The following is a 26,636-nucleotide window of genomic DNA, read 5'->3' on the forward strand; positions in this document are numbered from 1 at the left end:
AAAAAACGGGGCGTTTGCAAGAAAAAATACCTGTTTTGATGATTGGGAAAACAATTGTAGATAAACAAAAAAGTGGAGGGAGAACGAACGTTATTGAAAAGCTTGCTAAGGACCTACAGAACTTGTTTTTCATGAAAAGATATTGCCTATTCAGGATGAAAGACAATTTCTTAGCTTTTGAAAAAAGTCGTGCAAGACGTGCGACAATTTGACTCCCTTCTGGCATAATATTCTTCTTTAACAAACGTTCAGAAATAATGGGGAAAAAGATTGTGGTATATTTCAAAAGCTATTGAGCATGGTTGAATCCATACAATTTCGTCTGTAAATTTTTAAGTAGCTTATTGCTGTATTGGACCTATCTTATCTTCCAAGATTTGAGTGTTGTCAAATAAGTCAATTATTTTTTCTATGTCTTCTCTGACTAAATTTTTATCGAAAAATCTTAGGTAAATGAACTGAGGCTTGATTTCTAGACAATTTTTTAATGCTTCTAAATCTATTTTTTCGAATTTTAGATTATTTTCCAATGTAAAAGTGATTGAATAAGGGATTTTATATTCTTTAAATAGCTTTATGTTGTTAACCCAAATTGAAACCCATTTTTTATGATTGCTCAAGGTGCTGAGGACGTCTGTTCCCATTGAGATCCCCTCTAAAAATCCTCTAGGTTTTGCTAATGATTGTAATTTTTCTATCCAAAGGGCTAAATCAGTAAATCCCCCTGTAGCAATTCTAAAAGGAGTTGTTTGATTTTTCAGATTATCTAATATTTCTGAAATATCAGGATGCTCAAAAGGTTCACCCCCGGAAATAACAACAAGAGGAGTTTTGTTAGAATTAAATAAACTATTTATTGTGTTTATTTTAAGATGTTCCCTTGGTAGATTTGGGTGAGAAAAGGGACAATGGCTGCATCCACCCGAACACTGAGTTGTGATGGTAATTGTGTTAGCAAATTTATTGCCCATTAGAATCTACTTCCGAGAAATGACGAATTTCTACAATTACACGATTCAAACTTAATTGACTGATTACTTCTTCAAATGCTGAGCGATTTTTGGTAGATAAATTAGCATCCCATTCATCTAACATAAGAATGCTATACTGTTCATCCTTTAAATCCGTTAAAGCTGATAAAGCGATTTCCCCGGAAGAAAGGCTTAAATGGGAATTGCAAAGCTGAAGTTGATGCTGGGCTGGGAGATAAATTGCAGGCAATCCAATTTTGTTTTTCAAACTTAAAAGTAAACTCGACTTTCCAGCGCCATTAGGTCCAGTAATGGTAAAACGGCCTGTTCTCTGTATTTTCAAAACTTTTTCCATGTCTTGAATTTTAAATTTTTGATGTTTTGTTTGGATTTTGATTTCTTCATTTTTTATCAGTGCACTTAAATCAATAGGCTGAGGTTCTTGAAGGCTTTCCATCGTAATAGTTAACTTTTCTTTTAAGTTTTTCCACTGTGCTACATATGTTTGAATGATTTGCATGTGCATTACAATTTGAAGGCATCGGGGTAGCATGGCCATAATAGCCAAAACAAAACCTGCTTTATCTTTATTAAACCAGGCTAAGAAGAATGCTCCACCTAAAACTAATCCATTGGTTGTAAGTGCAGCCATAAACACTGCCCAATCTTTGTTTTTCACAGTATTTACAGATGCTCGTTTAGAGTCCAAAAAATATTTGTCAAATGACTCATGCCAGCGATTAAAAAAAAGTTGATTTCCTAATATAATATTATCCCAGCTTTGGCTTAAGTGCGCATTTAGTCTGTTATTTGAAAGCATTTCTTCTCTGCTGGATTTCAGAATTTTTTTATCATAAAAATGAATAATTATAAGTCCTATACTTCCTGCAAAAATAATTAATAATCCTAGCAGTAAATCTGTAACAAGTATGATAGAAATTGTATTAAAAATAATATTGAAAGTAGTCGCGCTTGAATCAATAAAAAAATGCAAAGCTGATTGAATGGTATCTTGCCCACCGCGACACATAATAGTATGTCTTTGATTTTTTGATTCCTCGTTGCGCCAATGTGTCGGATGGTTATAATTGGTTTTGATATACCTAGTTAAATAATTTAGCTGAGCCTGTTTGCCTGCAAGAGTAGAGCTAAAAACTACTAAATAATGAAAAAGAGATCCGGGTAATAAAATGCAAAAAAAAATAATTAAAGCTATATTTAGCTGAAAACCTTTAACTGGAAATTCATTTATCATGAGACCCAAGAAATAGGTTCCACCTGCAACAAGCAGTTGTTGGATTAAAATGGTAAAAATTGTGGCCTTAATCCATTTATTATTTATTAGTGGAAATGGTGAATTCACTGATTACCTCAAGAGATTTAAAAAATTCCAGTCTATTTGATTAGGATTGTTTGCAGGGATGTACAATGTTGTACTAAAATCGATCTCAGAAATATTTAAATCTGCTATTGTAGAATTAATTAACCTGGATTTTTCATTTTGACCATTTGAAATTCTACATAACGCGACTTCTTTGTTCTCTGGATAGTATTTTAATAGGTAATTTTTTAAAAGGTCGAGCCTATTATCTTTCTCAGGGTTTAAAAAATTAGTTTTGGAAGTTCCTATAGAGCAAATATGGTAAATAAAATAAGATAAAGCTGGTTCAATTTTATATTGAAATAATAAAAGGCGATTTGCATCTATAAGAGCCGTTCCTTGCTCAAGAGGATCCATTTGAATGAATGACGTCATTACATCGAAGCTAGAAATCCCATCAATAATTTCAATTTCTAAATTCTTTGTAGATGATTGTTTCAGCATTTCGATGAAACTAACTCCAAATCTGGGATGCCCAGCTACGAGAAGCGCAAGGTGGGAAAACTTAGATGATAGATCGAGAATATGTTGTATAAAAAACTGGTAATTAAAGACATCTTTTTTTTCATTTTGATAAAGATGCCCTAAACTTTCGATTTTTTTTGTATCAAATTCTTTCTCTATTTCGGACCAAAATTTTTTTTCAGGTTCTATCCCTACGATTTTATTTGCTTTTTGAAGAGCTTTGATTGCATTCAAACTTAAATGTTTAGATGGGTCGATACCTCTGCCAATAATACTTATTTTCGCAAACCTTTCCATCTATTCCTATAAAATTATTTGAATTTTTGTAAGTGGCTAAAAATTATCATACTTTTCTTAAAAAAATTATCTTGAACTATTGAATGGAATTATTTTTTCCTAAATCTGTTTTTGCGGTTAGTTCTTGTAGATGAAATTGATTAATCAATTCTTCAATGTTTGCTGGAAGGGCTGAAAGACATCTAGGAACATAAACTTCCGCGTCAGTGATTCTATCTTGTAAAAAATAGCCTTTTTTTTCTTTGTCATGATTTGCACGGATAATTTGCGTAAAATTTTTTGATTTCATAGGTACTCCTTAATTTTTTTGGGGATAAATAAAATACATAAAAAAGCTTTCAAATTTTTAGCCTGCGCAAAATATAGGAAAATTTCTAATATATGTCTATAATCTCAGGGAAAAATTTTATTTTGTCTTTTAAAGGATTAAGCATTTGTCATATAGATGCCTAATGAGTGAATTCGCAAGTTTAATAAATCGCCAAATGAAAAAAAGGCGATTCAAACGTCAAATGTTCGATTAGCTCGATTTCAGCAAGTCCACGGCAGATGGAAATGGATCCAATGATCATTGCGCTTCCTCCCATCAACAAAGCATAATGTGCTTTTAATTTACTTAATAGGTGGTGGGCTTGCATGGCGAGGAGTAAGGAGGGGGAGGTTAGCAATGCAAAAGCAAAGCCATTCAGCATTCCGATCCATAAATCCCCTGATAAGGCGCACGCAGAAAATACGATCAATGTCTGGCCACATGGCAGTAACACAGTGAAAAAACCGAAAAAGAAAGAGGGCCATGCGCGGTCTTGGAGAATCAAAGTTGTGAGATGCGCATTAAATTTGGCAAGGCGCTTAGAAATCCATAACAATCCAGGATACTTCCAACCCATTAACGTATAGATCCCCATGAAGAAAATTGATCCTCCAAAAAGTAAACTAACACTTTCCATCACATGAAATTTTTTTAGAAGTAGGTGAAGAACTGTTCCCAGTCCTCCAGCAATCATTCCTACCAACATGTAAGAAAGCATTCTCCCAAAAAAATAAAAATAGCGGTAACGATGTTGACCAATCATCAATGTTAAAGGCCCGCACATTCCCATACAGTGAAGATTACCAAAAATATAAAGGGGCAGCATAGAAATGAGTAGAGACATAATGGATCACTTCGATTGAGGGACGGAGGAAAAAGATTGATTGGCTTCGTAGCGCATTTGCTGAATTTTAGCCATGTCGAGACCTGTATTGCCCGATTTACGCGCATAGGCTTGATAGCCCACAATGCCAAACATAGACATAAAAACTGTAAGCGTTGTGTAGAGGCCCACTTTGTACCAATTAAATTTGAAAATAAACGCTAACATCCGTCTCTCTTGTTTTTTTATGGGAGCGTACAAATTTTTGCTTAAATAAGCAATTTTTTTTAAACGTTCTGTTCTGTTATAAAAAAAAATGATTTGTTATACGTGAATTTTGGCAAACAGAGCAAAGGGACATCGAATGACGCAACCAGCACCCGATCTTGATTATCAAGCAGAAATGTTAGCTGCTAAAACAAAGCATTATTTGATTACAACCATGGGGCGTATCTCCACAGAAGCAAATAATGACGAGTTTTACCGGGCTTTTTCTTATGCTTTACGCGAAGAGATTATGATTAACTGGTTGGCTACCGCGCGCACTCAAAATTTAAGAGATGTGAGAAAGCTTTATTATATATCGCTTGAATATTTGCCAGGCCGAATTTTATCAAATGGAATCTGTAATCTATCTGCTCAGTCCATTGTTGAGCGCGTTTTGCAAAAAATGAACCGTAGCTATAAAGATATCATAGGAAGGGAATCAGATCCCGCTCTAGGAAATGGGGGGTTAGGAAGATTAGCATCTTGCTTTTTAGATTCTTTGGCGACACAAAATCTACCAGCTCAAGCGTATGGCTTGCGCTATCAATATGGAATTTTTGAGCAACAATTATGGGAAGGGGTTCAAGTTGAAGCTCCCGATTGCTGGCTTTTAAATGAAAACCCTTGGGAATTTAGACGCGACTTACGCAAAGTTGTGGTGAAATATTGTGGCGATACAGAATCCACAACAAATATTCATGGAGATGAAGTTCAAAAGTTAGCGAACTACGAAGAAGTGTTTGCACTTCCGTATGATATTCCGATTATCGGCTACAGCAAAACGCGTGATTTCTCTGTTGTTACATTGCGTTTATGGAGCACTAAAGAATCCCCCCGCAATTTCCAGCTACAACGTTACAATGCGGGAAGTGTTGGGCAAGCTGCTGAAAATACTACATTGACGGATGTGCTTTATCCGAACGACAACCATGAAACGGGAAAGAGGATTCGGCTTAAACAAGAGTTTTTGTTGGTTTCAGCTTCTTTACAAGACATTATCCGCCACTATCTAACTAATCATGACAGCTTCCGTTCTTTTGCAGATAAAGTGCGCATTCAAATTAATGACACTCACCCCTCTCTGGTCATTGCCGAGCTTGTGCGGATCTTAACTTTCAAGCATGATATCCCATGGAAAATGGCTGTCGAAATGACACAAGCGTGTACGGGCTACACGAACCATACGATTTTAAGTGAAGCTTTGGAAGAGTGGGATCAGAGCCTATTCCAGTATTTGCTTCCTAGACAATATAAAATTGTGGAACGATTGAATTACGATTTTTGTAACGCTTTGCGATCCAAATTTCCCAATGATGAACACAAAGTTCAGCGGGTCTCGATCTTGGAAAACGGAAAGGTTCGTATGGCAAATCTTGCCATTATGGGATCTCATTCAGTCAATGGGGTCGCAGCTTTGCATACCGAAATTTTAAAGAATTCTGTTTTTAAAGATTTCTACGATTTTTTCCCCGAAAAATTTGTGAATGTGACAAATGGCGTGACTCAGCGAAGATGGCTTTTGGGATGTAATCCGGAGCTTGCCAAATTTATAACGAAGCGGATAGGGGATGGGTGGATCACTGATTTTACACAAATTGCTAAGCTTGCTGAGTTTGCTTCTGATGTGGATTCTCAAGAGGAATTCTTATCCATCAAAAAAAAGAATAAGCAAAAACTGATTGAATACATCAAACAAGAAAATCAGCTGCATACAGCCGATGGGGCAACAGTTTTAATGTCTCCCATTATTGATGCACATTCCCTTTTCGATATTCAAATCAAACGCATCCATGAATACAAACGTCAATTGATGAATGCTCTCCATTTAATCATGCTTTATCAAGAGATATTGGAAAACCCTCATCACAATCGAATTAAACGGACCGCAATATTTGCGGGAAAAGCAGCGGCTGGTTATGAGACAGCCAAGGATATTATTCGCTTAATCTTTTGTATCGCACGTCGCGTTAATAAAGATCCCGCCGTGCATAACTTATTAAAGATTGTATACGTCGAAAATTATAATGTTTCGAAAGCCGAGTTTTTAATTCCTGCTGCAGATATTTCCGAACAAATTTCGACAGCTGGAACTGAAGCTTCCGGGACTGGTAATATGAAGTTGGCGATTAACGGAGCTTTGACTGTTGGGACGGAGGATGGAGCGAATATTGAAATGCGTCAAGAAATTGGGGATCAATGGTGGCCTTTTTCTTTTGGATGTTCCGCTGAAGAAATTCAGAAAATGAAAAGTGAAAATTCTTATCACTCCCGAGATATATATGAAGCGAATCCCCAAATTCGGAAAGCGGTAGATGCTCTCAGGGATCGCTCATTTGCGCAAAACGACGACGAGCACCATGCTTTTAGTGACTTGTATCATAAGCTAATCGAAATGCATTACGGGGGCGCTCCAGATCGCTACTTTACACTAAAAGATCTGGAAAGTTACTATAATGTTCAAAAGAAAGTCGAAACATTGTTTATGGAACCTCTCAAGTGGGCTGAATATGCCTTGCACAATATTGCAGGGATGTCGAAATTCTCGATTGATTATTCGATTAAAAATTACTGTGAAAAAATTTGGGGGCTAGCACCCTGTCCATTAGATTCAGAAATTCTCGACCAGGTAAGAGACGAATTTAGTCAACAAGACCGGTGTCGGATATATTAAGAATGAGAGCCTAAGAACAAAAAGCCGAATGACAGACTGTCGTTCGGCTTTTGTCAATGGATTAAAAATTTGCTTGAGAAGGTTCAGGAGTTGTCTGCATTTCGATTGCGGAATTCGCATTTTCCAGTGCTGAACCAGAAGGTGTCGCCAGTTTAATTCCAGTAAATCCTTGGAAAGCCATCGCCATCAATCCTGATACAATAAACGTAATTCCCATTCCTCTTAAACCAGGTACCACATTTGAAATAGCAAGCTTTTCACGAATAGCTGCGACAAGAGCAATCGCTAACCACCAGCCCATTCCGGAAGCAAAAACATACATAAGATTGGGAATAAACGGATAATTGCGTGTGACTGCAAACAAGCAAGCTCCTAAGATGGCACAGTTGACCGCAATTAATGGCAAATATAGGCCAAGGGAGCTATACAGCGCTGGAGAAACTTTTTCAATGATGATTTCAATCATTTGAGTAAACCCTGCAATTACCGAAATAAAAAGCAAAAATTCTAAAAAGTTTAAGTCAACTTTTGCAGCATCAATCCCGAAATAACTGAGCCATGAAAGGGCTCCAGGTGCCGTGATAAATTGGTGTACGCACCAATTTAAAATTCCCGCAACTGTTAAAACGAGAACGACAGCGACTCCCAATCCATTGGCTGTTTTGAGCTTTGTCGAGCAGGCTAAATATGTACACATGCCCAAAAAGTTTGCTAGCAAAAAGTTTTCAATAAATACTGCTTGGATAAAGAGACCTAAAAGATTTAGCGAAGTGTAGTCACCCATTCACGAACCCCGTTATTTTTTATTATAGATGTTGAATAACCAAATCAAGCAGCCAATGATAAAAAAGGCCGCGGGAGGACTCACCATCAATGCGAAGTTTTCATAAGCATTAGGTTGTTCGGGTGAGGCATACCAGCTCAATGGAATGATCTGCTGATTTAGAAGTTGTCCAAATCCGAAGAGTTCTCGAATGGCTCCCACAATGCAAATAACGAACATGTAGCCTAGCCCAGCTCCAAGTCCATCCATGAAAGCAGGCAAAGGACTCACATTCTTCGCCATTCCTTCTGTTCGACCCATCACGATGCAATTTGTGATGATTAAGCCAACGAACACACTCAAGACTTTGGAGACACTGAAAAGATAGGCCCGCAAAAATTGGTCGATAATCGTCACAAAAACAGAGATGATCGCGAGTTGCGTAATCATCCTCACACTATCTGGTGTGATTTTGCGCAATGCAGAAACGATTAAAGAAGAAAAGGCCGTTACAAAGGAAACGGATAGTCCCATTGTGATGGCAACAGACAATCGGTTGGTGACTCCCAAAGCAGAACAGATCCCTAAGACAGCCACGAGAATTTGGTTGCTACTCCATAATTGGCTTGTCAAATAAGACATAGCTGGAGGGTTTTGTTGTGTCATACCACGTTCTCTTTTGTATATAGGTTAGGTTTTTTCTTCATTTTTATTTTCATCATGCACTGCAATCAAAAATGGGCGATAAGCATTTAGCACTTCCCGATAAGCATCTGTCACCCCATTTCCTGTCAGTGTGGCTCCTGCCATCCCATCTACAGCACTTTTAGCTTTAGGTGAGTCTCCTAAAACTTCGGAAACTTTTCCTTTAACAACATAAATTCCAATAGGTGCGCTTTTAAAGTTTGTTTGTCCATCTGGGCTTTCCTGAAAGATATGTTTTCCTGGAAACAGGTTTTGCCACGGAGCTTCCGCTATGTTGGCACCAAGTCCTGGAGTTTCTTTTTGATCGTACCAAGAAATTCCAATTACCGTATTCCCATTTGGTTTTAAGGCGATATATCCATAAATTGCATCCCAGAGTCCATACCCATTGACTGGGATTACGTAACCAATTGGTTTGGCATCTTTTTCATCTGCTTGGTTAGGAAGAATTTCGTAGAGCAAACGATAAGGCTGTTTATAATAGCCACTCTTTTTGTAATCCGCAATGTACTGTTCTTCATTGAGATTAGCCTCTTGAAATGTAAATCGTTTGCCTTTGTCATCCACCAAAAAGGGTTTGAGCCTTTTTTTGTAAATCTCAATCAGTTCCGCACTAGTTGGAATATCTTGCTGTGTACCCGGAACTAAAAGGCCTCCCTTATCAAATTTAGCGGGGATAGATTTGCCTTCTTTGTCTTGCATTAAAAAATAGCCGTCATGGCTTAAAATTTTGGCAGCAATCATCATTTGTTTGCTGCGATCGAGCTCTTGTGCAATTTCTTTTGGTCCAGCTAGAGCACTGGCTAGCACAGAAAGGATGAGTGCACAAATAAAACTCAAAATAACAATAAATGTAATGACTTGCGCATTACTAGGTCCTCTAGGTGCTGGATGGGACATGGCTCAGCCTCCTTTTTCTATAGAATCGTGCAGCATAATAATCAAATAGCGGAGCGAATACATTTCCCATTAATATTGCAAGCATCACGCCTTCTGGATAGGCTGGATTGACCACCCGAATGAGCATCGTGACAATCCCACAAAAGAGCCCATAAATCCATTTGGCCGAATCTAAGCTGGGTGAAGAGACGGGGTCGGTGGCCATGAAAACAATTCCGAAAGCCGCACCTCCTAATAGGAGGTGCTTGTAGGCTGGGAATCCAAAAGTCGCAGGAGCCCACGATCCTTGAGCCCCGGCAAAAAATGAGGAGCCAAATTCAAAAAATAGGGCCGTCAGGTACATTCCCAAGGCCATAGCAACCATGGTTCTCCAAGCTCCTACACCTGTATAAATTAAGAGAATTGCTCCTAAGATGCAAGCCAGAGTTGAGGTTTCTCCCATGCAGCCTAATTTATTGCCAAAGAAAAAGCCCCAGTCGTTGTTTGTTGAACCAATCCCATGATCAAGAGCGGAAAATTGGTAGGCATCTTCATAGTAACCGGGCGATAATCCTAGGCCACCCTCCGTTAAAGGGGATGTCACAAAGTTTTTCATTTGTTCTTGACTCAGCTCGCCTAGAGTCGCTTGATTTGCGCTATGGGCATTCCACTCTGCAAATTTTTCCTGAATCGTTGGGTAGGTGTTTACATTTTGCCCCAGATTATTTGTCGCAATCGCATCCACATGTATGCGTTTGATTTCAGGCGTGACATTAAATTTAGCAAGCGGTGTGGCTTGCGTGTATCCATCTAAGGTGCTAGCTTTAGAATCTTGATTCATTGCAATTAAGCTTTCACGCACCTTTGTCGCATCTGTTCCTACCCATACATTTCCAGACATTCTCCCCGGATAGGTAAAGAAGAGGAATGCGCGGCAAGCGAGCGCGGGATTCACAATATTCATCCCCGATCCACCAAAAACCTCTTTCGCAAAAATAATCCCAACGGATACTCCGACGGCAGTCATCCAATAAGGCAGCGTGGGAGGTAAAATTAAGGCATATAAGATCCCGGTGACTAAAAAACCTTCGGAAATTTCATGCTGACGGACGCAAGCAAAGATGCCTTCCCATAGTCCTCCAACTGCATAAGCAATCAAGGCTTGAGGAAGCAAAGCGTACAGCCCTTCTTTTAGAATTGTTAAATAGCGATTGTCTTTTAGGGCAAAATCGAAATATCCTTGAAAGCTTGTGCTGCTTGAAAGGAATTCATTCATTAATTGGTAGTTGCCACTGGAATATACAAAAGATTGTAAGCCTGTATTCCATATCGCCATGAGGATGCAGGGGATTAAGGCAAAAACGACGATCAACATCCATCTTTTGACATCAATGGCATCTCGAATGTGAGGACCTACTTTTGTGTTACAGGGAGCTTCATATAAAAATGTATCGCCCGCTGTAATAAGAGGACGTATAGGATGTAAAGGCTTCCCTTTTTCAGCAAGGGAAAGTTGGTAATCTAAAAACTTCCGTAGCATAAGTATGGTTTCCGACTTGAGCTTTTTTAACCGAATGCATCAACTGGTACCTCCTAGATATAAGGAGCAGATCAGGGTGCAAATTGGGTTTTATCTGCAAGGGTACTGAATTTTTTCCAAAAGTCAAATTAAAAAAAACAACTTAAAATGTTTTAGCCCTTCGGATGTTTCAGGTGGTTTTTTTTGGAACCGATCCATAAAATTCGATTAGGGCATGTCAAAGAAAAGAAAATGAAGGAATCATGGTAGTAAAAGTCGGCATACGTATTTTTTTGGGTATTTTTATCGCATGCAGCCTCCTCTTTTTTTTTCAAAAGCCGATTTTTGGAGCGCTAAGTGAGTGGTATTGTCAGAAGTACTGTGAATCCCGTTTGAATGGGTATTTTAAATATCGAGAAATGGCCTTTGACAATGGGTATTTTGTTTTTCATGATGTGAAAGTTGCCCATGCAGATTCACAAAAAGAACGCTTTTCAGCTCGTCAATTAAAAATTCGGCCTATTTTTTCTTGGATGCCTCTCTATCTAGATCTTTCTGTGGTAGCTGAAGAACCACATTTTTACTTGTTGCAAAATGAAGAAGATTTGCTCTCTGGGATGTCTCAGGGCAAGCCCCATCCATTATTTAAAATTCAGGGGTCGGTCATTCTTAAAAACGGGCGAATTACCTATGCCTCGAGCTTAGAACAGGCTTTTTTCGATTTTGAAGGACAGCTGCAAGCCGATAAATCTTTGCAGATCCTTTTAAAGATGGGATTTTCATCAAATGATCGTGATGCAATCCAATTTAAAGGGGCCTCACGCTTAAAAGAAGGAGAACATCGTTATGCATGTGAATTCAACGCTGTCGACTGTGCGCAACTGGCGACCTTCTGGAAGCACCTTTCTCCTTCGACAGATACCTTGGCTATTTCTCAAGGTCAAATGAATGGAGAAATCGCTTTTAATCTAATGAAGGGAAAAGCCCCTTCACTTGAAGGAAATCTCAAGGCTCATCATATTGCTCTCGCTTTGCCTATGTTGGGATTGAAAGGTGAAGTTGGCGAATTGAATATCCAATTAGATCGTCATGAATCTCCTGCAAAGAAATTTGCTCGCAATCCTTTTTGGAAAACTTTTTTTAATCTCATTGGAACTATTCAATTATCAAAAGATTCTTATTTGGCAAGTTTTGAGGGGGATAAGCTTTTGTGGGAAGTCAAGGATTTCCAAGGAGGACTTATCTTTCTTCCAGAGCAAGGATTGATTGTAAATGGGGATGGCATTTGTACTTATTGTGATAAAATTGTTCCTTTACATCTAGAGGGGAAGTCCACGATCACGGCAGAGCAAAGTGTTTTTGAGATGAGTTGCTTTGCTGACACATCTTTAAAGTCTCCTTCAAAAATTCAGTTCAGTATTCAAAATTTTCATCAACCCAGTGCAAAAGCATGGCTAGATATTCAAAACTTTGAGGTCAATCAGATTGGTATACTTAATCAATTTTTTCACAAAGTTTATCCTGTCGAATTGTTAGCAGGCTCTATCGATGCTTCTTTGTTTGCCCAATTGGATTTTTTTAAAATTAGCGAAATTAATTTAAGACATTTTTCAGCTCGAGATTTTAAATTCTATATTAAGCCTTGGAGAGCCACATTTGAATGTGATTTGATGAAAGGGGCATTGCTCTTGAATCCTAAAGAGTTTCCCGTGTTGGGACAATCCGAAGCGGAGTGCTCGATTTCAAATGGTGAGCTGCATATTGTTGGATTTGAAGAAAAAGATTGGCGCCTTCATGAGATCAATACGAGATTCAAAATTGAGCAGGGGACCTTGCAAAAGTTTCTTGCCGAAGGAAAGATTGCTGGCTTAGCCGGATTTGTAGAGGTGGATTGGTTATCTCCTGATGAAATGATGAAGTTACAATTTCATGGGAATGCTCAAGAAGTTGTCAGTCTATTCCCCGATTATCTCAAAGAAAAAATAAACGATACCTTTGTTTCGGATCAGCTTGTCATTTCTGCCGGGGTAAAAAGACAATCGCATGCGAGAAGACAGGTGGAAGGTTCGATTCATTTTTTTGAAAAATCGAAAGATGGAGCCGATACGATTTTATTTGGCTTTGCGGTGGAAAGTGAAAAAATCCCGCGTTCATTAAGTGAAGTACAAGATAAATACGAGGAATTTTTAAGAGCGAATTTTCCAGAAAATGAGTTGCAAAATCTTGTAGAAGTACATCTTTTAACTGAACAGAAAATTTGTGGTTTAGTATTGCGAGATGGGTGGTTTGAAGCAAAAGAGCTTAATTTATCTAAGTTTGTTTCACCCTTTGTTTTGGGGGCTTCCTCTTTAGAATTGCGGGGAACTGGGGACTTTTCTGGAATCTTTGACTCTCGCAATCTGATGATTTCTTACCAGGCCTGTGAGCTAGCATTAGAGTGCGAATCGTTCCTTATAGAGGTCAAAGAAACTGTCCGGGAAAAAGTGTCGATGGCCAGTTATCCCGCCATTCACTATTTTAATTTTGAGGATGGTTCACAATTTGGCTACTTACCGGTTCAACAAGGATCCTATTTTCAAAAGTATAACGAACTCCTTTTCGAAGAAATTAATGCCTCTATTTTTTTTGATCGCTCACAGATTCATATTCGGCATATCGAGTCTTTTTCTGACGGCATTTTCTTTGGTGGGGCCATTGATATCGATTTTTCTGGTCGGCAAGCAGGCATCTATGATGTGGTGATTCATTCGGATATTATGAATGGGAAAATTTCTCAGATTCAAACATTCCTCTCAAGGTTTATGGCACCTTCTCCATTTTTGAAAATGCCTATGGAAGGGCTCGTTTCTTATCGGCAAAGAGGGGGGATGCTGAATCTAACGTTTTCTCCTGAAACATATACGGTTATAGCTAATGTGGAAGGCGCATTGACGGATGGCAAATTGCTTTGGGAAAATGACCAAATGCGCTTTCAAGATTTCTCCTTGCATTTTGATTATGATCATCAAGCCAAATCCATTATTTTTTCTGATTTGGAAGGGGTTTTTCTTGTGGGAGCAGCGCATCAATTAGAAGAGTATGATGTTATTGGAGATTATATCCGCTTACTTGATTATACCCAAAATCAAGCAGAATTTGATGTTTGGATTAGTGATAAAAGTCGGGATATATTACGCGTTGTGGGAAATTCATCGAATCGGATGAATCTGACGGGTGACAAAGTCATCCAGTTTACTTTTGATCATGAGTTGACTCATTTTGGTGATGTGCACCCCAATGCTTTTGATTTAACGTTAAAGGAAGATTGGCAAATTGATGATTTAAATTTCGAATTCGGGTTTAACATCAGTACTCTCGTACACGACTTTCAAAGATTAAATCAAACTGGTTTATTTTTTCCCTTAAAGAGTTCTGCTAAGCTACTCGACCAACTCAAGAAAACACAAGGCGAGTTTCAAGTTGCAATTCGTTACGATAAAATCGCGGAACAGTACAATTACCAAATGTTAGGAAGCCATTTGGTATGTGATGAAAATTATCATTTTGACTCCTGCCTCCTAACAGGTCGTAAAAAAGGGAGTGCGTGGGCTATTGATCAACTTCAATTCGATCAACTTTCGTTATCTGCAGATATTTTGCGAAAAGACTATGGTTGGAATGTTAACTTCTTAGGCATTCGTTTTGATAATGCTTTATTAGCAGGTTTAGAAGGGATTTATTATGACCAAAATAGTTCTTTTAAAGGGAAATTAAATCTTTTGGAGGTTGATCTTGGGAATCTTCCAAAATGGAAAATTTTTCAGAAGATGATCCATGAGAATCTTGTGGATGGAAAAATAAATGCAGCTGGAGAGGTTCGCATCCAACATTTGGAAGAATCCAAAGATTGGCGGGTTGAGTTATTACTTCAAACGGACTTTAAAAATTTTTCTGCGAAAGGAATAAACTTTGATCAGACAGAAAAAGTATTTTGCCATTTTGTCTCAGACCGGGGAATGACGCTTAGAAATTTCAAAACCGCTTTTTTACATGCCAAAGAGCGAAATCCTAAGGTGGCGATCGATATTGAAAAGATGGATTTTGATTTTAAGAATGGTGAAGCCGCTATTCGAGGTTGTGCGTTTTCTTTGCCTGCAAACAATCTAGAATGGGCAGTTGAAAACTTCCAACAGGCTTTTCCTGATTTTATCAGTCATACATATGGTGAGGAAATCAAAAAAATCAAGAGTTCTGGAGAGGTGCAGGGAAAACTAGATGTGGATTTTGCTTTGCCTCATATAGCGTTTCATTTGGAGATGCAGGACGGGACTTATCGGTTTTATGACAGCGAATATGTGTGTAAAAACCTGAGTTTTGAAAAAGATCCATTTGAGAGCAAAGTTATTTTTCAATCCCCTTATAACGATCATCTTTTTTGGGTTTTGGTCCGTTCTTCAGCACCAAAACATGATTCTGGGGAAATGTTGATTTCTGAGCATTATCCTGAGCATCATTTTGAGAAAAAAGTTGGCGTTCAATTGCTATGGAGAGACACTCTTTCTGAAGGGTTTATTATTGATCGTGTAGAAGGATCTCTTTTAGGAAGCTCTGTACATTTAGCAAGAGTTCCTTCGGCATCTACTGATAGAGTTTATGAAGGGACGACTCTGATCCAGATTGATCAAGCGTTGAGATATTTGCCTAAAAATCTGTTAGAAAAGGCTCAAAATTGTTCTTTAAATGGGACTTGCACCTTAAGTGGACAATGGATCTTACAAAAAGATTCTTTAGCCTCTGGAGAAAATCTTTACTTTGTAGGGCAGCTATACGGGGAAGATCTTGTTTTTAGAGAGTGTCTCTTCGATTCGTTAACTGCAGAAGTTGAATATCACCAAAATGAAATCGCATTCAACAATGTGCAGGTGAACGATCCTGCTGGGAAATTAGAAATTGCACAGATGTCTTTGAAAGCAGAGAATGAGGACGTGATTTTAAATATCCCTCAAGTCAATGTTTCCGATTTTCGGCCCAGCATTTTGCGCGATCCTAGTGGCATGATAACCACCCCAGCTACGCCGTTTGTGATTCGGCATTTGGAAATCCAAAATGTACACGGAAGCTTAATCAATTCGGATCAGATTACGGGGAAAGGCAAATTCACTTTTACAAATTCTAAAAGGAAAGTCTTGCCCAATACAATTTTTGCTATCCCTGGTGAAATTTTATCCCGTATTGGATTAGACGTCACGGTTCTGACTCCAGTAATGGGAAGCATTTATTACAAAATTAAAGATGGAAAAATCTATTTTACCCGTTTTAAAGATCTATACAGCAACGGGAGATTGTCGAAATTTTACTTACCGAACACATCCTATCAGTCATACATGGATTTTGATGGCAATCTGCACGTTCAAGTGCGCATGAAGCAATACAACCTGCTCTTTAAATTAGCGGAGTTACTCACAATAACGGTGCAAGGAACCGTGCAAAAACCCAAGTATTCTTTGCAAAAACAACCTCAATCTGAACATGAAGTGCGAAAATAGTTTAAGCTAAATTAAGCCCATAGTTTTTGATCTTTTTGGGCTTCGGCTTAATCCCAAAAATTTTATTAAAAATAAAGCGTATTCCACTTGGTTTGCCTGTTCTGCCCATGAAAAACCTTTTTGTATACCCGAGTACAAAGACTGGAGGAAATAGAAAAAAGCTAACGGTTTTTCTAATGAGCTCAACCTTTGCTCTCCAGGCTTGGCTGCTAAAATTTTCAACTTCAGTGGCCATTTCCGTGTAATAAGTTTCCGGAGATAAATAGTAGAAACGGCCATGCGGATGTAACTTCAGAGCAGGATGGTCAATATTTGCAGTCCCTAGAGTCGTGCACCTAACTTTATTAATTGCTTCTTTTGCCATATCGAATCCAAGAAATGCACCACCTGCCCCTGGAATAGAGTCTTCATAGCTAAAAAAATAATTGACGGCAATGCGAGGGTTCGTGCTCAAGTAATTACCGGCTTCTGTTGCGTCTTTTACGCTAGTAGCTGGTGCATCAAACGAGATAATATGAATGTCTCTATTAGGCAATGCAGGCCTATCAGGCGACTTAGATCTTTTTTTAAGGCGATTGATCAAAAAAAGCTGTGCATGAGTTCCACCGAGGCTATGACCTAAAACTTTTAAAGGAATGTCGAGATTACTAAATAATACCTCATTTTCTTCCTTAATCCCTTTCCATCTATAGGAAGGAAAATAGCCAGGTCCACCCATCCAGGAGTCGTCAAGGACTGTTTCAATGCATTTTTGTTGGGTAGGAATTGTTGTTGTACTGCGGTAAGCCAAAATCTCAGGAAGCTGGATTCCACCTTTGTGCAACTGGGATAAATGGAGGGCGACTTTAGAGCCTCCTGGTTCAATTCTTTTCTTAATGAGGTACCAGTTAGACCCATTATCATCTGAAATTTCGGAAGGAGAGGGGACTAACATCCCTTCGGAAACGGTTAATTTGGGAAGTGCCTTCGCATAGATTTCATCACTTGCTTTTGGGATATTTTCATTAAACACACGCTGAGAGAGCGTCATAATGGTTTGATAGAGCTGCAAACGTCCCCTATCTTCCACATCCTTAGGGTAGTGAAAATATAGTGAGGAGAGAGGCGGGTATCCTGTAATGATCCCTTCAATTCTTTTTCCTTGAAACATGAGCTCTAGTTCATCGGCATCCAGTAAGGTTGCTTTTGAAAATAATCCATGCAATTCATGGGGTAGCTCATCGTATTCTTTAGTTAGATGATCTTCACAAAGGGTTATAAGCATTTTTTTTAAGGCTTCATCTGAATCCGTTCCTAACAGCTCTGCCAATTTCCGTTTTTCGTGTAGTGGTAGAATTTCCGATGGGGCACGATACAAGCAAACTTGTTTCACTCTGTCCCAAGTGAGATAAAGATCTTCTGCATAAGAATCTGCAATGCCGAGCGAGATCTTATTAATCATGCCAGCTGTTAAAGGCTTTCCTTTTGCGTGAAGGTTCCGCATGTTTATATGATATCTTTGCAAGGTACGATCTACTCGTTCTTTTCCCCATTCTTCAACAAAAGATGTATAGCACTTCGAGATCGCGTTTCTATTTTCGTTTTTTATTTTCTTTCTGAAAGCGCGAAAACATGATTTTTGGGTTTTGTAAGCTGTGGAAGTCTCATCAAAAATAACACGATCGGATTCCTTTTTTGCCAAACAAGCGACTTGGCGGGGGCCATCTAAATGAGATGCGATACATTTACGATAAATTTTCCGAACTCTCCCGGCAGTTAGTTTAGTCCCTTTGTCATATTTAGCTTGAAGTTTTTCAAGAAGCTTTGGTTGGGCATCGAGATGAGCTGTGTTTTGGATTAGTTTCATAAAATGAGAGAGCGTTTCTTCATTTTGCTGATGAATTTTTCTCCGTTTAGTGCCTAAAGTCCAAAAGGAGCTGGGGGAAATTTCAACAGAGTAATAAGGCTTGTCCTTGATTTCCTTTGTGCTGATTTTGAGAGGTGTTGATTTTGCACAGCCATCAAATGCTTCAAAAATTTGACCAAAACTTAATTGCATAAAAAAACTCAATAGAAATTAAAAATAATAAAAACTATAGTTTATAACCTGTTTGTTAAGATAATATTAAGATTAAAGTAAAGTAATATAATAAAGTAGCAAAGAAAGTTTTCTACGTGAAAAATTTAGGCCATTTTCCAACTCTTGAGTTGTTTTAAGGGATAAAGTATAGTGAAAGGATTACAATGATATGTTTTGAATTTTGAGAGGAAGCAGGACTGTTATATTCTTTATCCTCAAATAGATAAATCAAACATGACAAATAAAGATCGATACATTCGTTTTCAACAGGTAGTGAATCTAATGAAAAAAAATTTATGTCTAGGCAGTGCCGCGCTTTTTGTACTCTTATGTTTTGGTATAGCTAGAGGATATTACAATTTAACGGATGATTTCCGGATAGGCAATTATATGCATGAAGTTCCTTATCATGCAGCTTGGGAAAATCAGCCCTTATCTCATGAAGAGCAAGCTAATTTAGACAAAATTTTGGATCAAAAATTTGAATACCTTGGAAAAGGAGCTCAATCATTTGCCTTCATCAGTGAAGACGGTAAATATATTTTGAAATTATTTAAATTTAAACATTTGAAACCTTCATGGCTCGTAGAATGGCTTCCTCCAGTAGGGATTTTAAATGAGATTCGTGAGAATGAGCGTATTAAAAAACTTGAAAAATTAGAAAGTGTATTTAATGGATATAATCTGGCGTATGACTGCCATAGAAAAGAGAGCGGCTTGCTTTATGTTCACTTGAACCGGGAGACCTGTCCAGGAAAAATTGTACATGTTACGGACAAATTGGGATTGCCGCATCAGCTTAACTTAAGTGAAATCATCTATGTGGTCCAAGAGAAAGCTGTTACCACACGTCAGGAAATGACCGCTTTGCTTTCCAAAGGATTTGTGTTAACTGCGATTGATCGAGTAAATCAAATCTTTGATCTTTATTTGCAAGAGTACGCCAAGGGGATTTATGATCGAGATCATGGCGTGATGCATAACACGGGTTTTGTGCATGGGGAAACCGTTTATCCGATTCATTTGGATATTGGAAAGCTATCACCTTCAGACAACATGAAAAATCTTAAAGTTTATCGTAGTGATCTTATGAAAATTGTGGCTAAGTTTGATTTATGGTTCAAAGAAAATTATCCCCAATATTATCCAGAGCTTGTGCAAGCCATGGAAAATCGGCTCTCCACTATTTTTGGCGAAGAGTTTTCTCTCCAATCCTAGCGGGAATGAAGAAGTGGGTGGGAAATGGATTAAATTTAATTTATCCCCCCATTTGTTTGGAATGTGAAGACTCTCTTCAAAATTCTAGCAGTTTGTTTTGTGATGACTGCCATGAGCAGCTTTCGCTAATTGATCCCACTGAACGCTGTCATTATTGTTTTGAGTCAAAACATGATTTTCGATCAGGGGTGAGCCTTTGCAAAAGATGTTCCCTCCATGCCCCTCTATTTCGGGGTGTCGGCGCGGCTTTTGATTATGAAGGTCCTGCGGCAACTCTAGTGAAACATTTAAAATATTTAAATAAACCCTATTTAGCAGAGGGCGCTGGTGCTTTTTTGGCCTACCAGTTTTTCCAGTTGCAGTGGCCTATTCCTGATTTGATCATTCCTGTCCCTTTATCTTTTATGCGAAATTTATCTCGTGGATACAATCAAGCTTTTTTACTGGCAAATGCGATGGGAAACATTCTCAACTGTCCAGTAGCACAGGTTCTAAAAAGAAAGAGCGGTGACTACAGTCAAGCCGCATTAGACCGGAAACAACGTATGACATTAGAACAGGAAAGTTTTTTTCTCCAAGAAAACGGAATCATTCGTGACAAAACGCTTTTGATTATCGATGATGTTCGCACTACAGGCGCCACATTAAATCGTTGTGCGGAAACATTATTAACGGGATATCCAGCAAAAATGTATGGGCTTACGCTTTGTCATACGGATTATGAAGGCGATGGTTCTCCACGATTCAGGGAGAAGCGCGATTGAAAATTAACTTAAAATAAGTTTGAGGCACCATTCCTGTCACATAGTTATGTCCTTTCCCATGAATTTCATAGAAAATATTTGTTAATGCCACTAACCGATTTAAACGTAGCTGAACTTCCTCACTAGAAATTTCTTCATCTTTGCTTTTTACTACACATGCAAGATGTTGTGCAATGAATGGGCGTTTTTGGTTGTCTCTATAATCATTTAAAAGGGCACCAAGCCAACTCTGCTCAGCCTTTAAAACAATGGAAAATAGCTTTGAGCTTTGATCGAAGCGATTAGCTACTTTATTTAAGTGTAGTTTTTTGCAGATAGAAAAAAGCTTACTAGAAACACGTCCTGACAAACTATTTTTTTTACAGAGGTTCTTGCTGAAAAAGGAAGGCGTAAAATGTTCCTGCAGTTTTTTTTCAACTCCATGTCCTACAGATTTCTTTAATATTATCACATACGCGGGAGGCTTCTCTTCGACTGATTCTTCATTATATAAAGGATTAATCAATGGATATATGTTAGAAAAAATCTTTTCACCCCAAGCCAAACTCATAAAAACTCCTTATTTTGCTTAAAAAGCATAAGTATTTTTTTGTTATTTCACAAGTGAATTCTCAAATTCTTATCTTTTAAGTCGCCTTCAACCCTCGTATTTAATGTTGAAAGTTTATATTTTTTTAAATTAAAAGCTTAGTGTTTATTTACTAGTTAATGTTCGTGTGATACTGTGTTTACTTATTAAAAATAAGCACGAGGAAGGTTATGCCTTATTAGCTCTTAGTTGCGTTGTAACGAGAATAGCTGATGGAATTATCGGAGTGCCCATTGCAGCCCTTTCAATCTTAACTGCAGGGAAGTTTGTGTTTCTTAATAATTTAGCGTATAGAACTCTTCAAGCTCCAAGCATTGTAGGTGATCTTTTTTATTGCACGATAAACTGTATCAATCCTTGGACGGGAACATTGAAGGCCTAATTTTTAGTGACAAGTTCAAATGAAAAAAAATAACTTAATCTTTGAGCTTGTTGCTCTCTTGTAGTACTCGTTAAGGAGTCTTTAGGCTAAATAATGGTCATCAAATCGTTCAAGTAGATAGTCTTCTAAATGATTTTTTAAAATATCAGGATTAACGATTTTTGCCTGATGATTTTCTATCAAAAATTGCGCATTTCCCCCTTCCCACAAAGGAATTCCCTTTAAAAGTTCCATTTGATCACCTGAAGAATTTGTTGCTTCTGAATGGATAAGGATTTGTCCTTGTACAACGTTTTTTACTTCGTGAGAAGCTTGTGCACCAGTTCGAATGACTGCAATGTCGCTACGATACATCAGAGAGGCAATTTCTGATGCATTTTGAAAGGTCAAGGGAATTATTTTAATATGTGGATTTTCACATTGTTGAGATTTGATTAGGTCTGCAACTTTTTTAAATAAGGTTTCTTGTTGAGGGATGTGCTTATTGCAAAAAACGAAAAAGTAAATTTTTTTATTTTTTGTTTTGGCTATTTCTTCTAACTTAAGCACACTTGAGACATAGTTGAACGTGGCTTTTTCAGCAACTTGACTTCCAAGCATTAAAGTCATGACTATATCGTCGCTTTTTACGGGAATATGGAGCAATTTTTGAGGAGAGTCCGGGTCTATACAAGGCCCTAATTCGTCGTGCAGAGAGCGCAAAATCGTAAGCTCTTCTTCCGTATTTATGGCGATTGCTAATTCGTTTGGCTTAGGAGGACAATCTTTGTATGCTAAAAACTCTTTTCTAATAGGAGAGTCTGCATACACAATCTCACCTTTCATGAGGGATAAATTGCAGAATTTTTTCCAGAAATTTTCTTCTTCTTCCAAGGTTTTAAGGGACGGGTTAATAGAGACGAATTTGAAAATTTTTTTGTCTTTTTTACTCAGCTTTTTTATGTAACGATGATAGTACAAAGATTTTGCGTTGGGTAATTCGATAAAGATTTTCCAAACAGTGATGACTTTTTTTTTCGAAATAATCGATAGATAAAATTAACTGTTCGAGCTGCTCTAACGATAGGGCGGGTTCCAATGGCTTGCGTGTCTATAATTTTATCGATGTCGTAACGTAACAAAACGTAGCAGATACGAAAGTAAATAGGAACGCTAAAAAGAGCTTCTGCAAATCCTTGGCGTTTAGCTAATTTAATTTGCTTTTTGACATTTCCTTGCTTTTGGGCTTTGTCCCAACTATTTGTGCAGGCTTTTCCAATCTTCCCTAATGTTCCAAAAGTGTTAATCTCATAGCAATCTCCCGGATGGGCAGACTTGATGGCTAAAGCCGCGATTTTGTGACCTGCTCCACCGGCTGAAGAGATTAATGCCACATCAAAAGTTGTTTGAGAAAAGGGAGTCAAACTTAATATGTCAATTTTTTTTGTCATTAATAAATCCTTAAATAAACTTTTTTAAGTTGCATTTAAATAGTTTATTAATCAAGAAAAAGAAAGTTTATAAAAACAATATTAAATTATGATTATATAAAAAGTTTGATGAAATCTTGAATTAAAAGTTCATCGAGCCGAAGAGGATTCTGGAAGAGTTCATAAATAGATGTAACACGATTAGAATCAAATTGAGTGAGCAGATTGTGCTGAAATTTTTTGAATAGAAAAGGAAATCCCTCAAATCGACGACGTCGATGTCCCAAAGGATATTCGATTTCAATAAGGGGCGTTATTTCTCCATTCGTAAATGTAATTTGCATAGCGTTTGCAATCGAACGTTTTTCTGGATCAAGGTAATCCCTGGAATATTCAGGATTTTCTTTGACAATCATTTTGTTTCGTAGAAAATCGATACGTGGATCTTTGGCGGTCTCGCCTTCATAATCTTCGGCTTGTAATTTACCAAAAAGCAATCCAATTGCCACCATATATTGTAGACAGTGATCTCGATCCGCAGGATTATGCAAAGGACCCTTTTTATCAATAATACGGATCGCCGATTCATGTGTTAAAATAATGATTTTGTCGATTTCGTCTAAACGATTTTGAATGAGCGGATGTAATTTGAATGCACATTCTATTGCCGTTTGCGCATGGAATTCAGCAGGAAAAGCAATTTTAAACAGCACATTTTCCATGACGTAACATCCGAGTGGTCGTTCAAGTTGGATAGGCTTCCCACCAAAAAGAACATCGGATACACCCCATTTTTTTGCAGATAAACCGAGAGGATAGCCCATTTCCCCTTGTAGAGCTATCCAAGCAAATTGAACACCACGACTTGTTGCATCGCCAGCAGCCCATGATTTACGTGATCCCGTATTTGGGGCGTGTCGATATGTTCTTAAAGGGCCTGCATCGATCCACGCATTAGAAATGGCAGAACACAGTTGTGCATGGTTAGCTCCTAAGAGGCCGGCTGCGACAGCGGCAGAGGCTATTTTTACTAAAATGACATGGTCAAATCCAATGCGATTGAAGCTTGTATTTAAGGCTAAAACCCCTTGAATTTCATAAGCTTTAATCAGTGCGAGTAGTAAGTCTTTGACTTTAAGAGGAGCTTGTTTTTGCGAAACATAATCAATAACGGAGAGAAGAGCTCCGAGGTTATCTGATGGATGTCCCCATTCTGCGGCTAACCATGTGTCGTTAAAATCAAGCCAACGGATCATGGTTCCAATGTTAAAGGCAGCTCGGATCGGATCGAGAACATGGGGCGTTCCAGGGACTCGACTGCCGTGTGGAACAAAAGTATTTGGAACGACAGGGCCTAAAAGTTTTGTACATTCTGGAAAATTTAAAGCTAGTATTCCGCATCCCAGCGTGTCTGCCAAACTGAGGCGTGCATTTGTAAACGCTTCTTCGGAAGGATTTGTATAAGTTAAGACATATTCGGCGATATCAGCAAAAACTTGATCCATATCCAACACCATAAGCAGGGGAGATGGCGATCTCCCCATTTGATTAACGTTCTGAAATAGGTTTGAAAGGCTGCAATGTGGGGCCAATGTAATTGCTGATTGGGCGTATCAGTTTGTTGGCAATGCGTTGTTCCATTAAGTGTGCGGACCACCCGGATATCCTAGACATGACGAAGAGGGGAGTAAACATGGGAGTAGGAATTTCACAAAAATGATAAGCCACTGCACTGTAAAAATCTAAATTAGGAAAGAGTTTTTTCTCCCTCCACATCACTTGCTCTATCCGTTCTGCGATAGGAAAAATTTTGGTGTCTCCCGCTTCTTGGCTGAGTTCTTTTGCCCAGCGTTTAATGATGTTAGAACGAGGATCTGATGTGGTGTATACGCGATGTCCGAAGCCCATGACCAGTTGCTTATTATGCAACATGTTAAGAATTTCTTCTTCGGCTTCATCAGGTGTATTAAATTGTGAAATAAGTGCCATCGCCCACTCATTCGCTCCTCCATGCAGGGGGCCTCTAAGCGCTCCAATGCCTCCACAGATAGCTGAATAAAAGTCTGAAAGCGTACTTGCAATTGTTCGTACAGTGAAAGTTGACGCATTAAATTCGTGTTCTGCATAAAGAATCAAAGAAACATCTAAGCAGCGGCGTTGCATTTCACTGGGTTTTTTCCCTTGGATTAAATGCAGAATGTGACCCGCTAAACTTTCCTCTTGTGTGTCTAAAGAGCGAGATTGTTTTGTTTTTTGATAATGATCCCAATAGGCTAGCATGGAACCAAAACTTGCCAGTAAACGATCCGCGATTGCATATTTTTCTGTGAGGGGAGTCTCTGGTTCAATATTTCCCAAAAACGAACAGCCAGTTCGTAAAACATCCATCATGTGCGTTTGGGGTGGAATGCGTTGTAAAACTTCTTTCAGCGATTCAGGAAGCGTGCGCATTTTTTTTAGCTTAGCCTTATAAGCTTTTAATTCTTCTCCGTTCGGAAGAGATCCTCGAAGTAAAAGCCACGCGACCTCCTCGAAGGTCGTTTTATCAGCCAGATCTTGAATGGAATAGCCCCGATAAAGAAGACTTGCATCCTCTGCCGAGCAAAGGCAAATAGCGGAGTCGCCTGCAACAATGCCTGCTAATCCGCCTACTTTTTTCTTTTCTTGTGCATTTGTAGACATCAAAAACCTTTAAGTTGAGAGTGGGTTAATTGCCTGTTCAGCCTGTTCGTAATTGAGGAATTTGTAAAGTTCTTGACGTGTCTGCATGAGAGGAATGGATTGTTTTTGTGAACCATTTTTCTTGATATCTCTCATCACATTTAACGCCGCTGCATTCATGGCACGATTAACAGATAAGGGATAAAGCGCCATGTCAATACCTACTTGAGCAAGTTCACTTAAATCAAAAGAAGGGGTTTTACCAAACTCCGTTAAGTTTGCGAGAATGGGAACAGGGCAAACTTCTTTAAACATGCGGTATTCTTCAAGTGTGGTAGCAGCTTCTACAAATAACATTTCGGCTCCAGCTTCAACATAGGCGACACAGCGATCAAGAGCGGGTACAAGGCCTTCTACGGCGATTGCGTCAGTCCGCGCCATCACCACAAAATAAGGATCCGTTTTTGCGTTCAAAGCCGCTTTAATTCGATCGGCCATGATTTTTTTTGAGACCAAAGATTTTCCTGATCGATGTCCGCACCTTTTTTCGGGAATTTGATCTTCAATGTGTACAGCTGCGGCACCCATTTTGATCATCCTTTTAATCGTGCGTTCGATCATCAAGGAATGTCCCCAGCCTGTATCTATATCCACGAGCAAGGGTAAATCCACCGCATCCGTTAATCGATCCACTTCATCAACAACATTATCCAAAGTTGTTAGTGCTAGATCGGGCAAGCCATAGATGGAATTTGCTACACCTGCTCCCGAAAGATATAAAGCTTTAAATCCGACTTGCTTAGCCATTAAAGCGATATAGGCATTGGCCACTCCAAGAATTTGAAGAGGAGATTCTTCGGCCAATGCTTGTCTGAATTTCATACCAGGACTATCCATTGCACACTCAATTAAAGTTTTATTTTGGTTATGGGAATTTTGCCATTTATATTCAAGAATTTGTTTAAAAAACCGTGTTTC

21 protein-coding genes are annotated in these 26,636 nt (G+C 38.5%); 4 read left to right on the forward strand and 17 right to left on the reverse strand.

Annotation, left to right across the window (positions count from 1 at the left end; genetic code table 11):
• Positions 1-341 precede the first annotated feature (341 nt).
• The 6 genes from AOM43_RS06835 to AOM43_RS06860 form a co-directional block, all read right to left on the reverse strand.
• A complete protein-coding gene (locus AOM43_RS06835) occupies positions 342-971 on the reverse strand; it encodes a radical SAM family protein (protein ID WP_059359582.1) in 630 nt (209 codons plus the stop codon).
• Positions 961-2,334: an ABC transporter ATP-binding protein/permease gene (locus AOM43_RS06840; RefSeq protein WP_059359584.1), complete on the reverse strand. Its 1,374-nt coding sequence runs from the start codon at positions 2,332-2,334 to the stop codon at positions 961-963. Before AOM43_RS06840 ends, AOM43_RS06835 begins: the two co-directional genes overlap by 11 nt.
• Positions 2,335-2,337: 3 nt before the next feature.
• The gene (locus AOM43_RS06845) at positions 2,338-3,114 is read right to left on the reverse strand and encodes an SAM-dependent methyltransferase (protein WP_059359587.1); all 777 of its coding nucleotides are present in this window, start codon (positions 3,112-3,114) and stop codon (positions 2,338-2,340) included.
• A gap of 76 nt (positions 3,115-3,190) precedes the next feature.
• Positions 3,191-3,403, reverse strand: coding sequence for a hypothetical protein (locus AOM43_RS06850; protein ID WP_059359589.1), 213 nt, complete (start codon positions 3,401-3,403; stop codon positions 3,191-3,193).
• A gap of 181 nt (positions 3,404-3,584) precedes the next feature.
• Positions 3,585-4,268 carry a sulfite exporter TauE/SafE family protein gene (locus AOM43_RS06855; protein ID WP_059359592.1) on the reverse strand — a complete coding sequence of 228 codons (684 nt, stop codon included), beginning with the start codon at positions 4,266-4,268 and terminating at the stop codon, positions 3,585-3,587.
• Positions 4,269-4,274: 6 nt separating this feature from the next.
• Positions 4,275-4,475, reverse strand: a complete 201-nt coding sequence (locus AOM43_RS06860; protein WP_059359594.1) for a hypothetical protein — start codon at positions 4,473-4,475, stop codon at positions 4,275-4,277.
• Between the two features lie 136 nt (positions 4,476-4,611).
• On the opposite strand from AOM43_RS06860, the gene AOM43_RS06865 reads away from it, so the two are divergent.
• Positions 4,612-7,185: a glycogen/starch/alpha-glucan phosphorylase gene (locus AOM43_RS06865; protein ID WP_059359596.1), complete on the forward strand. Its 2,574-nt coding sequence runs from the start codon at positions 4,612-4,614 to the stop codon at positions 7,183-7,185.
• Between the two features lie 61 nt (positions 7,186-7,246).
• Here the strand turns inward: AOM43_RS06865 and nqrE are convergent, their stop codons facing one another.
• The 4 genes from nqrE to AOM43_RS06885 are packed head-to-tail and all read right to left on the reverse strand — an operon-like array spanning position 7,247 to position 11,072.
• Complete coding sequence (nqrE, locus tag AOM43_RS06870) at positions 7,247-7,969, reverse strand: NADH:ubiquinone reductase (Na(+)-transporting) subunit E (RefSeq protein ID WP_013925454.1); 723 nt, start codon at positions 7,967-7,969, stop codon at positions 7,247-7,249.
• A gap of 12 nt (positions 7,970-7,981) precedes the next feature.
• Positions 7,982-8,614: an NADH:ubiquinone reductase (Na(+)-transporting) subunit D gene (gene nqrD, locus AOM43_RS06875; RefSeq protein ID WP_006342179.1), complete on the reverse strand. Its 633-nt coding sequence runs from the start codon at positions 8,612-8,614 to the stop codon at positions 7,982-7,984.
• A gap of 24 nt (positions 8,615-8,638) precedes the next feature.
• Complete coding sequence (gene nqrC / locus AOM43_RS06880) at positions 8,639-9,553, reverse strand: NADH:ubiquinone reductase (Na(+)-transporting) subunit C (RefSeq protein ID WP_006342178.1); 915 nt, start codon at positions 9,551-9,553, stop codon at positions 8,639-8,641.
• Positions 9,534-11,072, reverse strand: a complete 1,539-nt coding sequence (locus AOM43_RS06885) for a Na(+)-transporting NADH-quinone reductase subunit B (protein ID WP_006342177.1) — start codon at positions 11,070-11,072, stop codon at positions 9,534-9,536. Before AOM43_RS06885 ends, nqrC begins: the two co-directional genes overlap by 20 nt.
• A 242-nt stretch (positions 11,073-11,314) precedes the next feature.
• On the opposite strand from AOM43_RS06885, the gene AOM43_RS06890 reads away from it, so the two are divergent.
• The gene (locus AOM43_RS06890) at positions 11,315-16,576 is read left to right on the forward strand and encodes a hypothetical protein (RefSeq protein ID WP_059359599.1); all 5,262 of its coding nucleotides are present in this window, start codon (positions 11,315-11,317) and stop codon (positions 16,574-16,576) included.
• 1 nt (position 16,577) lies between these two features.
• On the opposite strand, the gene AOM43_RS06895 is transcribed toward AOM43_RS06890, so the two are convergent.
• Positions 16,578-18,614: an alpha/beta hydrolase family protein gene (locus AOM43_RS06895; protein WP_059359601.1), complete on the reverse strand. Its 2,037-nt coding sequence runs from the start codon at positions 18,612-18,614 to the stop codon at positions 16,578-16,580.
• A 255-nt stretch (positions 18,615-18,869) separates the two neighbouring features.
• Here AOM43_RS06895 and AOM43_RS06900 point away from each other — a divergent pair, with 255 nt between their 5' ends.
• Both AOM43_RS06900 and AOM43_RS06905 read left to right on the forward strand, forming a co-directional pair.
• Positions 18,870-19,853 (forward strand): hypothetical protein, encoded by a 984-nt coding sequence (locus tag AOM43_RS06900; RefSeq protein WP_059359604.1) that lies wholly within the window; start codon positions 18,870-18,872, stop codon positions 19,851-19,853.
• A gap of 5 nt (positions 19,854-19,858) precedes the next feature.
• Positions 19,859-20,617, forward strand: a complete 759-nt coding sequence (locus tag AOM43_RS06905; protein ID WP_039377641.1) for a ComF family protein — start codon at positions 19,859-19,861, stop codon at positions 20,615-20,617.
• On the opposite strand, the gene AOM43_RS06910 is transcribed toward AOM43_RS06905, so the two are convergent.
• From AOM43_RS06910 to prpB, 6 genes are all read right to left on the reverse strand, one after another.
• The gene (locus AOM43_RS06910) at positions 20,598-21,167 is read right to left on the reverse strand and encodes a hypothetical protein (protein ID WP_006342172.1); all 570 of its coding nucleotides are present in this window, start codon (positions 21,165-21,167) and stop codon (positions 20,598-20,600) included. The two genes, AOM43_RS06905 and AOM43_RS06910, sit on opposite strands and share 20 nt — an antisense overlap.
• 502 nt (positions 21,168-21,669) lie before the next feature.
• Entirely contained in the window at positions 21,670-22,398 is a 729-nt protein-coding gene (locus AOM43_RS06915; protein WP_161792760.1) for a DUF1611 domain-containing protein, read from the reverse strand.
• 128 nt (positions 22,399-22,526) lie between these two features.
• A complete protein-coding gene (locus AOM43_RS06920) occupies positions 22,527-23,018 on the reverse strand; it encodes a hypothetical protein (protein ID WP_059359608.1) in 492 nt (163 codons plus the stop codon).
• A gap of 92 nt (positions 23,019-23,110) precedes the next feature.
• Positions 23,111-24,502 (reverse strand): bifunctional 2-methylcitrate dehydratase/aconitate hydratase, encoded by a 1,392-nt coding sequence (locus AOM43_RS06925; protein WP_264358355.1) that lies wholly within the window; start codon positions 24,500-24,502, stop codon positions 23,111-23,113.
• A gap of 43 nt (positions 24,503-24,545) precedes the next feature.
• Positions 24,546-25,679, reverse strand: coding sequence for a bifunctional 2-methylcitrate synthase/citrate synthase (prpC, locus tag AOM43_RS06930; RefSeq protein WP_006342168.1), 1,134 nt, complete (start codon positions 25,677-25,679; stop codon positions 24,546-24,548).
• A 9-nt stretch (positions 25,680-25,688) separates the two neighbouring features.
• Positions 25,689-26,555 carry a methylisocitrate lyase gene (gene prpB, locus AOM43_RS06935; RefSeq protein ID WP_036746490.1) on the reverse strand — a complete coding sequence of 289 codons (867 nt, stop codon included), beginning with the start codon at positions 26,553-26,555 and terminating at the stop codon, positions 25,689-25,691.
• Positions 26,556-26,636: the final 81 nt, after the last annotated feature.

Source organism: Parachlamydia acanthamoebae, assembly GCF_000875975.1.
Taxonomy (GTDB): Bacteria; Chlamydiota; Chlamydiia; order Chlamydiales; family Parachlamydiaceae; genus Parachlamydia; species Parachlamydia acanthamoebae.

Bases quoted from the DNA above. Each gene is read 5' to 3' on its own strand.
- AOM43_RS06850 (WP_059359589.1), bottom strand. From the start codon at position 3,403: ATGAAATCAAAAAATTTTACGCAAATTATCCGTGCAAATCATGACAAA.
- AOM43_RS06920 (WP_059359608.1), bottom strand. From the start codon at position 23,018: ATGACAAAAAAAATTGACATATTAAGTTTGACTCCCTTTTCTCAAACA.
- prpC (WP_006342168.1), bottom strand. From the start codon at position 25,679: ATGTCTACAAATGCACAAGAAAAGAAAAAAGTAGGCGGATTAGCAGGC.
- AOM43_RS06885 (WP_006342177.1), bottom strand. From the start codon at position 11,072: ATGCTACGGAAGTTTTTAGATTACCAACTTTCCCTTGCTGAAAAAGGG.
- AOM43_RS06860 (WP_059359594.1), bottom strand. From the start codon at position 4,475: ATGTTAGCGTTTATTTTCAAATTTAATTGGTACAAAGTGGGCCTCTAC.
- AOM43_RS06865 (WP_059359596.1), top strand. From the start codon at position 4,612: ATGACGCAACCAGCACCCGATCTTGATTATCAAGCAGAAATGTTAGCT.
- nqrE (WP_013925454.1), bottom strand. From the start codon at position 7,969: ATGGGTGACTACACTTCGCTAAATCTTTTAGGTCTCTTTATCCAAGCA.
- AOM43_RS06835 (WP_059359582.1), bottom strand. From the start codon at position 971: ATGGGCAATAAATTTGCTAACACAATTACCATCACAACTCAGTGTTCG.
- prpB (WP_036746490.1), bottom strand. From the start codon at position 26,555: ATGGATAGTCCTGGTATGAAATTCAGACAAGCATTGGCCGAAGAATCT.
- AOM43_RS06910 (WP_006342172.1), bottom strand. From the start codon at position 21,167: ATGAGTTTGGCTTGGGGTGAAAAGATTTTTTCTAACATATATCCATTG.
- AOM43_RS06855 (WP_059359592.1), bottom strand. From the start codon at position 4,268: ATGTCTCTACTCATTTCTATGCTGCCCCTTTATATTTTTGGTAATCTT.
- AOM43_RS06900 (WP_059359604.1), top strand. From the start codon at position 18,870: ATGACAAATAAAGATCGATACATTCGTTTTCAACAGGTAGTGAATCTA.
- AOM43_RS06845 (WP_059359587.1), bottom strand. From the start codon at position 3,114: ATGGAAAGGTTTGCGAAAATAAGTATTATTGGCAGAGGTATCGACCCA.
- AOM43_RS06925 (WP_264358355.1), bottom strand. From the start codon at position 24,502: ATGGATCAAGTTTTTGCTGATATCGCCGAATATGTCTTAACTTATACA.
- AOM43_RS06890 (WP_059359599.1), top strand. From the start codon at position 11,315: ATGGTAGTAAAAGTCGGCATACGTATTTTTTTGGGTATTTTTATCGCA.
- nqrC (WP_006342178.1), bottom strand. From the start codon at position 9,553: ATGTCCCATCCAGCACCTAGAGGACCTAGTAATGCGCAAGTCATTACA.
- AOM43_RS06895 (WP_059359601.1), bottom strand. From the start codon at position 18,614: ATGCAATTAAGTTTTGGTCAAATTTTTGAAGCATTTGATGGCTGTGCA.
- nqrD (WP_006342179.1), bottom strand. From the start codon at position 8,614: ATGACACAACAAAACCCTCCAGCTATGTCTTATTTGACAAGCCAATTA.
- AOM43_RS06905 (WP_039377641.1), top strand. From the start codon at position 19,859: ATGAAGAAGTGGGTGGGAAATGGATTAAATTTAATTTATCCCCCCATT.